Here is a 14,145-nt window from a genome sequence, read left to right on the forward strand (position 1 = left end):
GGAGTGAGCTGAGATGATCGACGCGGTCACCGGGCGGGTTCGGGCTGCTCAGGAGGCGGTGGCCCGGATCAGCGCCGTTCCGCTGATGGTCCGGGCTGCGATCTTCGTCATCGCGCTGGCCGGGTTGGCGCTGGCGTTTCCCGCCGAGGTGTTGACCGGCCGGCCGCTGTTGTTCCTGGCGGTGGCCGCGCTGCTGCCCGCGGTGGGTCCGCGGCGGCTGTGGCCGACCTTCGTGGCGCTGGTCATGGTCGGTGGCTGGTTGCTCGCCACCGACGGGTACGGCCGACCGGTGGCGTTGTGGCGGTTGCTCGCCGTCGCCGCGCTGCTCTATCTGGGGCATTCCCTGTGCGCGCTTGCGGCGCTGCTGCCCTACGACGCGGTGGTGGACCCGGAGCTGGTCACCCGGTGGTTGCTGCGGGTGGCGGCGGTGCTGTTGGGTACGGCCGTGCTGGGGGTGCTGCTGTTGCAGGCGGCGGGCCTGGGTGGGGAGGCCGGTCATCAGTGGGTCACCGTGCTGGGGCTGCTGGTGGCGGTGGGTGTCGTCGCGTTGCTGGGTTGGCTGCTGCGGCGTAGGTGAACCCGTGGGACGGCAGGGTTACGCAGGTCACAGGGGTTGTGTTCCGTCACAGATGGGGGGCGCGAGCGGGATTACCTGACCCGGGCGGGGAAAGATAGATGACGTGAATCCGAAGCGGATCCTTGTGGTGGGTGCCGGGCATGTTGGTCTCTACGCGGCCCTGCGCCTGTCAAAGAAGCTCAGCTCCCGTGAGGCTGAGGTCATCGTCGTGGACCCCCAGCCCCACATGACCTATCAGCCGTTCCTCCCCGAGGCGGCGGCGGGGAACATCTCCCCCCGGCATTCCGTGGTGCCGCTGCGCCGCGAGCTGCGCCGCTGCAAGGTGGTGGCGGGAACGGTCACGCGTGTCGAGCACGACCGCAAGGTTGCCACCGTGCAGCCGATCGTCGGCCCGGCCCGGGAGATCGCGTACGACCACGTGATCGTGGCACCGGGTTCGGTGTCCCGGACGCTGCCGATTCCGGGCCTGCACGAGCAGGGCATCGGGTTCAAGACCATCGGTGAGGCGATCTACCTCCGTAACCACGTGCTGGACCGGCTGGACGTCGCGGCCGTGACCCCGGACCCGGAGGTGCGCCGCTCGGCGCTGACCTTCACGTTCGTCGGCGGCGGTTACGCGGGCATCGAGGCGCTCGCCGAGATGGAGGACATGGCCCGCGACGCGCTGCGCTACTACCCCGAGCTCGAGCCCGAGGACATGCGCTGGGTGCTCGTGGAGGCCACCAACCGGGTCCTGCCCGAGGTCGATCGGGACATGGGCGCCTACACGGTGCAGCAGCTCATGAAGCGCAACATGGACATCCGGCTGGACACCCGCCTGGAGTCCTGCGTCGACGGGGTGGTCAAGCTCTCCGACGGGGACAGCTTCCGGTCCGACACGATCGTCTGGACGGCCGGTGTGAAGCCGTCGCCGATGCTGGACGCGACGGACTTCCCGCGTGACGATCGTCGGCGGGTGACCTGCATTCCCACGCTCCAGGTGGTCGACGGTGACCGGGTGATCGAGGGCGCGTGGAGCGCCGGTGACTGCGCCGCCGTACCGGACCTGACCAAGGAGCCGGGTAACTTCTGCTCGCCGAGCGCGCAGCACGCTGTGCGTCAGGCGGCGCGGATGGCCGACAACATCGCGGCGGTGATCCGGGGTCGCGAACCGGTCAACTACAAGCACAAGCACGCCGGCAGCGTGGCGAGCCTCGGCCTGCACAAGGGCGTCGCCCAGGTGTACGGCATCAAGATGACCGGTTGGCCGGCGTGGGTGATGCACCGGACTTACCACATGAGCCGGATCCCGTCGTTCAACCGCAAGGTCCGCGTGGTGGTGGACTGGTCGCTGGCGTTCTTCCTCAAGCGTGAGGTGGTCGCCCTGGGCCAGCTGCACGATCCGCGCGAGGAGTTCGTCGAGGCATCCCAGCCGGTTGGCGCGCCACGCGTCTGAGCAAACTGGACGAAAGGGCCTCTCCCGATCGGGAGGGGCCCTTTCGCGCTCCTCGGCTCAAACCCGCCAGGTCCAGGCGTCGGCGACGCGGGTGGCCGGACCGTACAACTGCTCCAGGGTCGCCCGCAGGCTGTCGGCGTGCGGCGCGTCGTCGGCCAGCGCCACGCAGGACGCGCCCCAGTAGTCGACGTCCCGGGCGGCCTGCCGGCGCTGCTCGTCGCCGATGGCCGGCTGGTCACCGCGGCGGGCCACGTCGGCCAGCAGGGCTGAGGTGGGCTGCTTGAAGGTGCCCATGGCGGCGGTGCCACCGCGCCCGTACGGGCCGATGAAGAACCCCTCGGGCAGGCCGAAACCGGCGTCGGCGGCGGCCGCCCAGCGCATCGGCCACGGTTCCTTGGGGGTGGGCAGCGGCACCGGCACCAGCACCCCGCCCGGCTGGACGCACTGCCGCCAGTGTCCGCCGGTGATGAACTCCGGCACGGCCGGCCGCGCGGCGGTCGGCAGGGGAGTCGGAAAGAGCGGCAGCAGCGCCGCGACGACGGCCAGCGGCACCAGCCGCCCCGCCCGACCGGTGCCGCGTAGTGCCCGGTCGACGGCCAGGACCAGAAGCGTCGCCACGATCGGGAGCAGCGCCAGACCGAACCGCATCGGCAGCGCGCCGTCCACCACCGGCAACCCGGCCAGCAGGGCGTACGGGCCGGGCAGCGCGGTGCGGGTGCCGCCGAACACCACCTCCGGGCCGAGGGAGAGCGCACCCATCACCAGCGCCGCCACCACGCAGGCGCGCACCAGCCGCCGCCGGCCGGCCCAGACCGCGCAGGCCGCGGTGACCAACAGCAGCGGCCAGCCGAGGAACGTGTTGTACTCGGCGGGGCCGGTGGTCAGCCGGGACGCCTCGACGCTGCCGGCGACCGACAGCGGAGAGATCGCCCACCAGCTGCTGAGGTCGGCCGAGAAGTAGGCCGGGCTGAACATGCCGTCGGCGACGCCCTGCGGCCCGGCGAACTGGAACCACAGCGGGTAGCCGAGCACCAGCAGCGCCAGGCCGGCGGCGATCGCCAGCCCGCCGGCGAAGCCGGGCAGTGCCCGCCGGGCGAGCTCCCGGTCGGCGACGGCGTAGCTGATCGCCATCACCAACAGTGTGACGGCGCAGAGGAAGAGGACCTCCTCGCCGATGAGGACCTGCGCGGTGACGGCTGCGGCCAGTCCGACGGCAGAGCTGATCATCCGTCGTCGGTCCGGACCGGCCGGCCGGGCGTGGGCCGTCTCGTCGGGTGTCGTTGGGCCGGGGTCGGACGCCCGGAGCAGCCGGACCACCAGCCAGACGATCACCGGCAGCAGCCACTGCGCCGTCATGTGCAGGTGGCTGTTGGACTGCGAGATCATCCCCGGACCAAAGCCGCACAACCCACCGCCTAGCGCGGAGGCCAGGCGGCGGGCGCGCAGCGTGCGGTGGAACAGCAGGTACCAGGCGAGGGCGGTGCCGGCCAGGTTGGCGGCGGCGAGCAGCGCGAACGTGGTGGGCGCGCCGAGCAGGAGGGTGATCGGCGCGCAGACCACACCGAGCGCGATGACAGTGGTGTTGGCCATCAGGTTGACGCCGTCCGGGGCGTTGAGCCGGTCGGTGAGCAGGTGGAAGTCACCGAGCAGCGCCCTCGCGTCGACAGCCAGGAACCATTCGTAGAGCGCCTGGTCCTCGGGGTTGAGCGCCAACGTGCGCCCATCCGGGTCGGGCCACAGCCCGTGGGTCAGCCAGCCGGCCAGCGCCACCCAGACCACCGCGACCAGCAGGTCCGCCCGGTGACGACGGACGGCGGCCAGCAGCCGGACGGCCCGGGTTCGGCGGTCGACCTGATCGTCGGAGCGGAAGACCTGGTCAGGTGCGGCGTCGGGGGTCGTTGGGGCTGCGCTGCTCACGGCATCGACCCTAATGTGGCCAGCCCGGCGGGGTACGCCGGGTCGCCGCCGACCGGCTACGGTGACACTGCACCGTGCGTGTCGGCGCGCGGGTGCCACCCGCCCGGGTGGTGGAAAGGCAGACACGGCCGCCTTAAAAGCGGCTGCCGAAAGGCGTGCGGGTTCGACCCCCGCCCCGGGCACCAGCCGCCACGGCCTCCGCGTTCCCATTCGTGATCACCAGGAGTGGGTCGGGCAGTCTACTCTTGGGGTGCACGTTCACGTGCAAACGACCCCCTGAGGGAGGCCAGAAAGTGAAGACCTCGAACCCGGTGCTCGCCCGGCTCGGCCAAGCGGCCGAGCGGGAGCGCTCCGCCGGGTACGCCCCGGCCGGGCCGTACGGACAGCCCGGCATTCCCCAGCAGTACCCGTCCCAGGCCGGTTACCCGGCCGCGCCGCCTGCCGTGGCGCCCATGACCGTCGACGACGTCGTCGTCAAGACGGTCGCGTTGCTCGGCATCCTCGGCATCACCGCCGCGGCTGCCTGGGTGCTCGTGCCCGACGCGCTGGTCGGCACCGCCTGGATCGGCGCGGCGGTGGTCGGCCTCGTCCTCGGCTTGATCATCTCGTTCTCCCGGATGGCGAACCCGGCGCTCGTGATCGCGTACGCGGTCGTCGAGGGTGTCTTCGTCGGCATGGTCAGCAAGGCGTTCGAGTCGGCCTACGACGGCATCGTGCTCCAGGCCGCCGTGGCGAGCTTCGGCATCTTCTTCCTGATGACCATGATCTACAAGGCGAAGATCATCCGGGCCACTCCGGTCTTCGTGAAGGTCGTGAGCGCGTCGATCGTCGGCCTGGCGGCCGTCATGCTGATCAACCTGGTGCTGGCGCTGTTCGGCGTCAACACGGGCCTGCGTGACGGCAGCCCGCTGGCCATCGGCTTCAGCCTCGTCTGCATCGTGGTCGCCTCGCTGAGCTTCGTGCTCAGCTTCAAGGAGATCGAGGACGGCGTCCGCATGGGCCTGCCCCAGCGCTACTCCTGGGTGGCAGCGTTCGGCATCCTGGTCAGCCTGGTCTGGCTCTACATCGAGATCCTGCGCCTGCTGAGCTACTTCCAGGGCGACGACTGACCTCGTCCGTCCCGTCCGACCGGCGCCCGCCCCCGCTGTCGTGGGGGCGGGCGCCGTCGTCCGCGCCGTTTCACCGCCGCCGCCGGGCCGGGCGGGGCAGAGTGACTGCGGGGGGTACGCGGGCGAAGGAGGCGACGGTGCGCAGCAACAACCCGGTGCTCAACCGGCTGGACGAGACCGGTCGGTTGGAGTCCCGGGTGGTCAGCTCCCGCGACGTCGAGCCGATGACCGTCGACGACGTGGTGCTGCGTACCGTCGGGTTGCTCCTGCTCACCGGGGTGGCCGCGGCGGTGTCCTGGGCGGTGGTGCCCGACGCGGTGTGGCTCGGGGCCGCGCTGGCCGGCTGCGCCCTCGCCTCGATCGTGCTGGTCCTGGTCATCTCGCTGCGGGGGATCACCAACCCGGTGCCGATCGTCGGTTACGCGTTGCTCCAGGGGCTGCTGCTGGGGGTGGCCAGCCGGGCCTTCGAGCAGGTCTACCCGGGGATCGTGGTGCAGGCGGTGGCCGGCACCTTCGGCGTCTTCCTCGGCATGGCGGCGCTGTACCGGGCACGGGTGATCCGGGCGACGCCCCGGCTGGCGCGACTGGTGATCGGCACGCTGCTCGGCATCGCCGTGCTCAGCGTGGTCAACCTGGTGTCGTACCTCATCTCCGGGCGGCCGGGGTTGGCGGTCTACAGCGTCAGCGGGGAGGTCGGCTGGCTGCCGTACGCCTTCTCGGTCGTTGCGATCATCGCCGGTGCGTTCAGCTTCATCCTCGACTTCGACCTCGTCGAACGCTCGGTGCGCGACGGCCGACCCCGCCGGTACGCGTGGCTGAGCGCGTTCGGCCTGCTCACCGGCCTGGTCTTCCTCTACTGGCAACTGCTGCGGCTGCTCAGCTACCTCCGCCGCTGACCGGCCCGGCCCTCGGCCCGGCGGCATGATCGACTCGGTTTTCCTGATGTCGGGGTGTCCGGGTCACGGTGATGCCCCGGTTTCCGGGAAGTCGAGTCGATCTCGGGCGACGCACCGGTCGGCCGTAGACTCGGCGGCGATGAGCGCAGCGGAGTTGGAGCGGGCCGTGCAGTTGCTGGTCCGCCAGGTCGGGCACTGGGAGCAGCCGCGCTGGGCGGCGGCCGCGACAACCGGCAACGTGCCCCGAGCCGACCTGGTGCACCGGCTGGTGCAGGAGATCGCCAATCTGGCCGCCGACGCCGAGGGGCAGCCCCGCCGTACGGTGCCCCGGCTGAACAACGACCTGGCGCTGCCCGACCAGGTGCGGGTGGTGACGGCCGACCTGCTGGCCGCCGGGGCCGACGCCGAGGTGCTGGCGCGGGCCGCCGCCGAGGTGACGGCGACCCGCGGCGCGCTCTAGGGTCGGCCTCGGCTCAGTTCAGCCGCTCCAGCACCATGGCCATGCCCTGGCCGCCGCCGACGCACATGGTCTCCAGACCGATGGTCTTGTCGTGCCACTTCAGCGCGTTGAGCAGGGTGCCGGTGATCCGGGCGCCGGTCATGCCGAACGGGTGGCCGACCGCGATCGCGCCGCCCATGACGTTCAGCTTCTCCTCCGGGATGCCCAACTGCCGGTAGGAGGGGATGACCTGCGCGGCGAACGCCTCGTTGATCTCGACGAGGTCGACGTCGTCGATCGTCATGCCGGCCCGCTTCAGCGCCTGCCGGGACGCCTCGACCGGTCCGAGGCCCATGATCTCCGGCGACAACGCGGTGACGCCTGTGGAGACGATCCGGGCCAGCGGGGTCAGGCCCAGCTCCTCGGCCCGCTGGGCGCTCATCACCACGACGGCCGCGGCGCCGTCGTTGAGGGGGCAGCAGTTGCCGGCGGTGATCCGGCCGTCCGGGCGGAACACCGGCTTCAGGCCGGCGACCGCGTCCAGGGTGACGCCCGCACGGGGGCCGTCGTCGGTACTCACCACGGTGCCGTCCGGCGTGGTGACCGCTGTGATCTCCCGGGCCCAGAAGCCGTCGGCGATGGCCTTCTCGGCGAGGTTCTGACTGCGCACGCCGAACTCGTCCATGTCGGCGCGGGTGACGTCGTACACCTGGGCCAGGTTCTCCGCGGTCTGCCCCATGGTCAGGTAGATGTCCGGCAGGTCGCCGGCGTCGCGCGGGTCGGTCCACACTTCGGCGCCGCCCTGCGCGCGGCGCTTCGAGCGCTCGGCGGCCGCCGCGAAGCGCGGGTTCTCCCACCGGCCGCCGACCAGCGCCTGCGCCTCCGGTGGCAGACCGTCGGAGCTGCCGCGGGCGTAGCGGGACACCATCTCGACGCCGGCGGAGACGAACACGTCGCCCTCTCCGGCGCGGATGGCGTGCAGGGCCATCCGGGTGGTCTGCAACGAGGAGGCGCAGTACCGGGTCAGCGTGGCGCCGGGAACGGTGTCCAGCCCGAGCAGGGTGGCCACCACGCGGGCCATGTTGAAGCCCTGCTCACCGCCGGGCAGGCCGCACCCGAGGTAGATGTCGTCGATGGTGGTCGGGTCGAGTTGGGGGATCTTGTCCAGGGCGGCCTGGACGATTGTCGCGGCGAGGTCGTCGGAGCGGACATCGCGCAGGGACCCCTTGTGCGCCCGGCCGATGGGGGAGCGGGCGGTAGCGACGATGACGGCGTCGCGGGACGACTCAATCGGCATGAGCCAACGTTAACCCGCCGGTAACATGGCGCGGAAGAAGCGGGCGCGGCGGGAAATGTCACCCCGGCCGGGTGTGCTCTAGCGCCGGGAGGCCACCGCCGCGGCGGCCACGACGGCCGGCAGCAGGGCGTGCGCCCACACCCGGTAGCCGTCGGCGGAGGGGTGGAAGCCGTCGTGGCAGAGCGTCCCCGCGTCGGCCCGGAAGACCGGCCCGGTCTCGGTGGCCAGGTCGACCACCGCGCCACCCGCCTCCAGCACCGCACTGGTCTGCGCGCGGGCGATCCGCCGCCCGGACCAGCCGACCAGCTGACGCAGCGGCGGCGCGATGGCGCGTACGGCACCGAGGTCGGGGCAGGTCCCCACCACCACTTCGACGCGTGCCTCCCGCAGCCGGTGCACCGCCGCCGCGAGGTAGGCCGACGCGTCGGCGGGCCGGCGCAGCCCGGTGGCGTCGTTCGCGCCGATCAGGATCAGCGCCACGTCGGGCCGCTCGCCGAGCAGGGCCCGGGCGACCTGGGTGGCCAGGTCCGTCGAGCGGGACCCGGAGACGCCGACGCTGGACAGGTGCACCCGCCGGCCGTTCGGGCCCTCGGCGAGCAGATTGGCCAACTGCCCGCCGATGGTGTCCTCGAGGCGGTCGACGCCCACGCCCAGAGCCGAGGAGTCGCCGAGCAGCACCAGTCGCAGCGGCGCGGCGTCGGCCCGACCGATGGTGGCCCGCAACGCCAGCCCCAGCTCCGGCTCCGCGTAGCGCCTGTGCCGCGCGACGAACGCCTCGCCGGCCAGTACGGCGGCGCCGCCCACCGTGCCGGCGAGCAGCGAGAACGCCGCCGCCCGACCCAGCCGGCCGGGGAGACCGGCGGTCACGCCTCGCTCGCTGCGCTCGTTCATGCCAGTCCCTCCACTGTCGAGGTGTCCGTCGCGGGGCCGGGCTGCGGCACCGCGTTGACACCGAAGAACGCCCGGCGACGCAGCTGCGCCCACCGGCCGGCCGGCCCTCGGTCGCGGCCCCGGACCTGGGTGCCGCTGACCTCGGTGCCGGCGTGCCGGGCCGCCTCCTGCGCGGCCTGTGGCAGCGACCGTACGCCCTCGCCCCGCGCCGGCGTGGCCCGTCGTTCCTGCCCCGCGCCGAGCGCGGAGAGCATGGTCGGCAGTAGGGCGGCGGCGGCCATCGCGTACCCCTCGGCGGACGGGTGGAACCGGTCCCAGGCGAACATCCGGTGCGGTTCGGCGGCGAACCGTGGGCCGAGCAGGTCGCCGAGGGACACCGTCCAGCCGCCCGCCTCGACCACCGCCACCGTCTGGGCGGCGGCGAGCTGGCGACTCCACCGGTGCGCCAGCCAGCGCAGCGGTGGTTGGATCGGCCGGATCGCACCGAGGTCGGGGCAGGTGCCGACGACCACCTCGCAGCCGGCGTCGCGCAGCGCGTGAACCGCCTCGACCAGGTAGCGCACCGCCAGGCCGCGCGGGGTGCGGTTGGTGATGTCGTTGCCGCCGATCAGGATCACCGCGATGTCGGGGCGGTGCTCCAACGCCGCGTCCACCTGGTGTCGCAGAACGGCCGAGATGGCGCCGACCACCGCGAAGCGGCGCACCTGGACCGGCCGGTGCAGCCGCCGGGACAGTCCGGTGGCCAGCAGCGCTCCGGGTGTCTCCCGGCGGCGGTGCACCCCGTAGCCAGCAGCCGACGAGTCACCGAGCACGACCATGGTGAGTGGGGGGCCGGGGAACTTCGCGCCGTACATCCCGTCGCAGCGCGGCGGCGGGGCCTCGGCCATCGGGATGGTGCGCCGGGCCTGACGGGCCTGGCCGAGCAGCACCCCGCCGGTCGCCATCACGGCCGCCGCGGTGGCGCCCGTCCCGATGGCCGCCAGCCGGGCGATCCGCCAGGCGTGCCGCCGGCGCGGACCAACGGGTACGACAGAACCAGCCACCCCCATATGCCGACATTATCGCGCCGCCCCGACACACCGCTGTCGTCGTCCCGGCTCGGGAGTGCCTGGAAACCGACGCGACGGGGTACTTCTGCGGTGGAGGCCGGCCGACTTGCGCCGACCCGCCACGCTGATCCGGCGGAGAGGAGCGCGACGATGGGGAAGACACTGAAGCGCAGCGCGGCGTTCACGGCCCTGGCGCGGGCACTGGCGGCGGGGGCGCGCGGCGGGCCCTCGCTGGGCACCCGACTGGCGGCGCTGCCCCGGATGATCCGCGCCACGACCCGCGGGGAGTATGACGGTGGCCTGCGGCTGGCGCTGATGACCGCGGCCACGGCGTACATCGTCTCGCCCATCGACCTGCTGCCGGAGATCCCGCTGGCGATCTTCGGGCTGGCCGACGACGCGGTGATGATCACCTGGCTGGCCGGCAGCGTGCTCTCCGAGACCGACCGTTTCCTCGAGTGGGAGGCCCGACGCAGCTCGGTCATCCCCGGGGGGCTGGTGCCCTGACGGCACGTACGCTGGTCCGCGAGGATACGTCTGCCCGGCCGCCGTTGCCGGCGCCGCAACGAAGGGCACACCGTGCAGTACTACGACAACGTCGTCGACATGATCGGCAACACGCCGCTGGTCCGCCTGCGAAACGTCACCGAGGGCATCCAGGCCACCGTGCTCGCCAAGGTGGAGTACCTGAACCCGGGCGGCTCGGTGAAGGACCGGATCGCGCTCCGCATGGTCGAGGACGCCGAGGCCGCCGGCCTGCTCAAGCCCGGTGGCACCATCGTCGAGCCGACCAGCGGCAACACCGGTGTCGGGCTCGCCCTGGTGGCCCAGCTCAAGGGCTACAAGTGCGTCTTCGTCTGCCCCGACAAGGTCAGCCAGGACAAGCAGGACGTGCTGCGGGCGTACGGCGCCGAGGTGGTGGTCTGCCCGACCGCTGTCGCGCCGGAGGACCCGCGCTCGTACTACAACGTCTCCGACCGGCTGACCCGCGAGATCCCCGGCGCGTGGAAGCCCGACCAGTACAGCAACCCGGCGAACCCGCGTTCGCACTACGAGACGACCGGCCCGGAGCTGTGGAAGCAGACCGAGGGTGGGCTCACGCACTTCGTGACGGGCGTCGGCACCGGCGGGACGATCTCTGGCATCGGCCGGTACCTCAAGGAGGCGTCCGAGGGCCGGGTGAAGATCATCGGGGCCGACCCGGAGGGCTCGGTCTACTCCGGCGGCACCGGTCGGCCGTACCTGGTCGAGGGCGTCGGCGAGGACTTCTGGCCAGAGACGTACGACAGGGGTGTGGCCGACGAGATCGTCGAGGTCTCCGACAAGGCGTCGTTCGAGATGACCCGACGGCTGGCCCGCGAGGAGGGCCTGCTGGTCGGCGGCTCCTGCGGGATGGCCGTGGTCGCCGCGCTGGAGGTGGCCCGCAAGGCCGGCCCGGACGACGTCGTGGTGGTGCTGCTGCCCGACGGCGGCCGGGGTTACCTGTCCAAGATCTTCAACGACTCGTGGATGGCCCGGTACGGCTTCCTGGACAACTCCGGTGCCGAGCCGACGGTGGCCGACGCGCTGGCCAGCAAGCCGGGCGGCCTGCCCGAGCTGGTGCACGTGCACCCGACCGAGACGGTCCGCGACGCGATCGACTACATGCGTGAGTACGGCGTCTCGCAGTTGCCGGTGCTCAAGGCCGAGCCGCCGGTGGTGACCGGTGAGGTCGCCGGCTCGATCGCCGAGCGGGACCTGCTCGACGCGCTGTTCACCGGTCAGGCCCACCTGCACGACACCATCGAGCGGCACATGGGCGACCCGTTGCCGATGATCGGTGGCGGCCAGCCGGTCAGCGAGGCCGTCGGCCTACTGGAGAAGTCCGACGCCGCGCTGGTGCTGGTGGACGGCAAGCCCAAGGGCGTCCTCACCCGCCAGGACCTCCTGGCCCACCTGGGCGCCCACTAGTCCCCTCCCGGCCCGTCCTGGCTGCCGCCCGCGGGCGGCAGCCAGGACATTCTCCGTGCTGTCCTTTGCGAGGCAGGGGTGGGCTCCGGGGGCGGGGCGCTGTTCAGAGGTTGCGGGTGTAGCGCAACTGGCGGGTCGGCGCTGATCCGATCGTCTCGTCCCGTTCACCACCGGTCGGGGTCCAGCCGCCACGCTCGTAGAAGGCGCGAGCGTGAAAGTTGTCCCGCAGCACCCAGAGCACCGCACGACGCCAACCGAGGGCGCGCATGGCGTCCAGGGCGTCCACCATCAACAGGCGGCCGGTGCCCCGACCCTGCTCGGCCGGTTCCAGGTGGATCGCGTTGAGCAGCCCGGTCGCGGGGTCGTCCTCGTCGTCCGGGCCCACGTAACTGAACCCGACCAGCGCTCCCGCGCGCTCGGCGACGGTCAGCCGGTGGGTGTCCCGTTCCCACTGCCACCGTTCGGCCCAGTACCGCCCCATCGCCTCCGGCGTGGGGTCGGCCAGGGCCTCGGGCGGCAGGAAGGCGGAGTACGCGGCGACCCGGGAGCGCTGATGCATGGCGCCCACCGCCATCAGGTCGTCACCGGTCGCGGGGCGGAGCGTGACGGTCACCCGGCCGAGGCTACCCGGCGCGGCGGGACCTGCACGGTGGTCAGATCCTCGGCGATGACCAGGTCGCCGTCGAAGTGTGCGCGCGCCTCGTCGAAGAACCGGCGGGGGTCGGGATAGCGCTGCGAGAAGTGCGTGAGCACCAGCGTGCGTACCCCCGATTCGGTCGCCACCCGCGCGGCCTGCGCCGCGGTCAGGTGCCCGACCTCGGCGGCGAGCGCGGCCTCCGACTCCAGGAAGGTCGACTCGATGACCAGCAGGTCGGCGTGCTCGGCAAGGGCGTACACGCCGTCGCAGAGCCCGGTGTCCATCACGAACGCGAACCGCTGCCCCGGCCGGGGCACGCTCACCTCGTCGCGGGTGACGCGACGCCCGTCGAGGTCCAGGTGCCCGACGCGGATCAGCTCGCCGACCGCCGGGCCGGCGATGCCGTACGCGGCCAGCTTCTCCGGCAGCATCCGGCAGCCGTCCGGTTCGACCAACCGATAGCCGTACGTCTCGATGGGGTGCCGCAGCCGACGGGCCTCCAGCGTGCCGCAGCTCAGGGCGATCAGCTGACCGTCGGTCTCGATCGGGGTGACCGCCAGCTCGGCCGTCTCGTAGAAGGAGGTGGCGTGCCGCAGTCGGGCGAAGTACTCGCCGCCGCCCGCCGGGAAGTGCACGGCGACCGGGTGCGGCACCCGGTCCAGCGAGAGGCGCTGGATGGTGCCGGGCAGGCCGAGGCAGTGGTCGCCGTGGAAGTGCGTGACGCAGATCCGGGTGAGATCGGTGGCGGTGACAGTGGTGTGCAGAAGCTGCCGCTGGCTGCCCTCACCCGGGTCGAAGAGGATCACCTCGTCGTCCCAGCGCAGCACGTACCCGTTGTGGTTGCGCTGCCGGGTCGGCGCCTGGCTGGCCGTCCCGAGCACCACCAGCTCGCGCATGGACATCGCCGGTCCTCCGGATATGGAGCGACCCCCGGGGCGCTCCGCGCATGTGCGCGGGCCGGCTGGACTTGGCCGGCACCCCGGGGGTCGGGTGGCTGTCGTGGATTCGCCGCACCGCTGCCACACGGTCTCGACGGTCGTACTGGTTGCCCGCCTCGCGGCGGACGGATCACTGTCGAGGACAGCGGCTAGCTGACAGCCACCTCACGAGTCCGATTGCTATACAAGTCTGGACCACCTCCTTTCACGTGTACGGCCACGTTATCGAGTTCCCGCCGGGCTCTGCAACGGATTTCGATCACAGGGCCAAACGGGAATGCCCGGCCACCTCATCGGCAGCCGGGCATCGCGGTCGTACGGGTGGCGGAGGTCAGCCGGCGGTGCGGGCCACGCCCACCGGGCAGCTCAGCCCGTTCGGGCCGTGGTTGCAGTACCCGTTCGGGTTCTTGGTCGGGGCCAGGTACTGCTGGTGGTAGTCCTCGGCGAAGTAGTAGCTGCCGAGCGGGGCGATCTCGGTGGTGATCTCACCCTTGCCGGCCCGGGTCACGATCGGCTGGAAGGCGTCCCGGGACGACTCCGCGATGGCCCGCTGCTCGTCGGTGGTCGTGTAGATCGCCGACCGGTACTGGGTGCCCACGTCGTTGCCCTGGCGCATGCCCTGGGTCGGGTCGTGGTTCTCCCAGAAGACCTTGAGCAGGTCCTCGTACGTGATCTTGCTGGGGTCGTACACCACCTGGACGACCTCGGCGTGCCCGGTCCGGCCGGAACACGTCTCCTCGTACGTCGGGTTCTTGGTGATGCCGCCCGCGTAACCGGCGGAGGTGGTGTAGACGCCGGGCAGCGTCCAGAACAGCCGCTCGGCACCCCAGAAACAGCCCATGCCGAAGACGGCGACCTGGAGGCCCTCCGGGAACGGGCCCTTCAGCGGGGTGCCCAGCACCTCGTGGCGGTCGGCGACAGGCATGGCGATCTGCCGGCCCGGCAGGGCCTGCTCGGGCGAAATCATCTCGGCGTTCATACGGCGCAGGAACACGGTGGGACTCCTCTCG

General features: G+C 72.0%; 13 protein-coding genes, 1 tRNA gene and 1 pseudogene. 8 read left to right on the forward strand and 7 right to left on the reverse strand.

What is annotated here, in order from left to right; genetic code table 11:
- Nucleotides 1-13 precede the first annotated feature (13 nt).
- Together AB0K10_RS00815 and AB0K10_RS00820 are read left to right on the forward strand one after the other, a co-directional pair.
- Nucleotides 14-577 (forward strand): hypothetical protein, encoded by a 564-nt coding sequence (locus tag AB0K10_RS00815; protein WP_363678579.1) that lies wholly within the window; start codon nt 14-16, stop codon nt 575-577.
- Between the two features lie 103 nt (nt 578-680).
- On the forward strand, nt 681-2,012 hold the full coding sequence (locus tag AB0K10_RS00820; protein WP_363678580.1) for an NAD(P)/FAD-dependent oxidoreductase: 1,332 nt from the start codon (nt 681-683) through the stop codon (nt 2,010-2,012).
- 57 nt (nt 2,013-2,069) lie between these two features.
- Here AB0K10_RS00820 and AB0K10_RS00825 read toward each other — a convergent pair whose 3' ends face one another.
- Nucleotides 2,070-3,929: a hypothetical protein gene (locus AB0K10_RS00825; protein WP_363678582.1), complete on the reverse strand. Its 1,860-nt coding sequence runs from the start codon at nt 3,927-3,929 to the stop codon at nt 2,070-2,072.
- 101 nt (nt 3,930-4,030) lie between these two features.
- Here AB0K10_RS00825 and AB0K10_RS00830 point away from each other — a divergent pair.
- The 4 genes from AB0K10_RS00830 (at nt 4,031) to AB0K10_RS00845 (ending at nt 6,394) form a co-directional block, all read left to right on the forward strand.
- Nucleotides 4,031-4,114, forward strand: a tRNA-Leu gene (locus AB0K10_RS00830).
- 108 nt (nt 4,115-4,222) lie between these two features.
- A complete protein-coding gene (locus AB0K10_RS00835) occupies nt 4,223-5,038 on the forward strand; it encodes a Bax inhibitor-1/YccA family protein (RefSeq protein ID WP_363678584.1) in 816 nt (271 codons plus the stop codon).
- Between the two features lie 137 nt (nt 5,039-5,175).
- Complete coding sequence (locus AB0K10_RS00840; protein ID WP_363678586.1) at nt 5,176-5,934, forward strand: Bax inhibitor-1/YccA family protein; 759 nt, start codon at nt 5,176-5,178, stop codon at nt 5,932-5,934.
- Nucleotides 5,935-6,073: 139 nt separating this feature from the next.
- Nucleotides 6,074-6,394: a hypothetical protein gene (locus AB0K10_RS00845; RefSeq protein WP_363678588.1), complete on the forward strand. Its 321-nt coding sequence runs from the start codon at nt 6,074-6,076 to the stop codon at nt 6,392-6,394.
- 13 nt (nt 6,395-6,407) lie between these two features.
- Here the strand turns inward: AB0K10_RS00845 and AB0K10_RS00850 are convergent, their stop codons facing one another.
- The 3 genes and pseudogenes from AB0K10_RS00850 to AB0K10_RS00860 form a co-directional block, all read right to left on the reverse strand.
- On the reverse strand, nt 6,408-7,670 hold the full coding sequence (locus tag AB0K10_RS00850; RefSeq protein ID WP_363678590.1) for an acetyl-CoA C-acetyltransferase: 1,263 nt from the start codon (nt 7,668-7,670) through the stop codon (nt 6,408-6,410).
- Between the two features lie 78 nt (nt 7,671-7,748).
- Nucleotides 7,749-8,561 (reverse strand): SGNH/GDSL hydrolase family protein, encoded by an 813-nt coding sequence (locus AB0K10_RS00855; protein ID WP_363679548.1) that lies wholly within the window; start codon nt 8,559-8,561, stop codon nt 7,749-7,751.
- A pseudogene (locus AB0K10_RS00860) lies at nt 8,538-9,610 on the reverse strand (SGNH/GDSL hydrolase family protein); the annotation flags it as partial. The gene AB0K10_RS00855 and the pseudogene AB0K10_RS00860, both read right to left, overlap by 24 nt.
- Before the next feature lie 150 nt (nt 9,611-9,760).
- Between AB0K10_RS00860 and AB0K10_RS00865 the strand changes: the two are divergent.
- Together AB0K10_RS00865 and AB0K10_RS00870 are read left to right on the forward strand one after the other, a co-directional pair.
- A complete protein-coding gene (locus tag AB0K10_RS00865) occupies nt 9,761-10,117 on the forward strand; it encodes a YkvA family protein (RefSeq protein WP_363678592.1) in 357 nt (118 codons plus the stop codon).
- Nucleotides 10,118-10,189: 72 nt separating this feature from the next.
- Nucleotides 10,190-11,560: a cystathionine beta-synthase gene (locus tag AB0K10_RS00870; protein WP_363678594.1), complete on the forward strand. Its 1,371-nt coding sequence runs from the start codon at nt 10,190-10,192 to the stop codon at nt 11,558-11,560.
- Nucleotides 11,561-11,663: 103 nt separating this feature from the next.
- On the opposite strand, the gene AB0K10_RS00875 is transcribed toward AB0K10_RS00870, so the two are convergent.
- From AB0K10_RS00875 to msrA, 3 genes are all read right to left on the reverse strand, one after another.
- Nucleotides 11,664-12,173 (reverse strand): GNAT family N-acetyltransferase, encoded by a 510-nt coding sequence (locus AB0K10_RS00875; protein ID WP_363678596.1) that lies wholly within the window; start codon nt 12,171-12,173, stop codon nt 11,664-11,666.
- Entirely contained in the window at nt 12,170-13,099 is a 930-nt protein-coding gene (locus AB0K10_RS00880; protein WP_363678598.1) for a ribonuclease Z, read from the reverse strand. The genes AB0K10_RS00875 and AB0K10_RS00880 overlap by 4 nt, the downstream gene beginning before the upstream one ends.
- Nucleotides 13,100-13,466: 367 nt before the next feature.
- Nucleotides 13,467-14,129, reverse strand: coding sequence for a peptide-methionine (S)-S-oxide reductase MsrA (gene msrA, locus AB0K10_RS00885; RefSeq protein ID WP_363678600.1), 663 nt, complete (start codon nt 14,127-14,129; stop codon nt 13,467-13,469).
- Nucleotides 14,130-14,145 lie beyond the last annotated feature (16 nt).

Origin of the sequence: Micromonospora sp. NPDC049274, assembly GCF_040678875.1 — a bacterium.
Taxonomy (GTDB): Bacteria; Actinomycetota; Actinomycetes; order Mycobacteriales; family Micromonosporaceae; genus Micromonospora.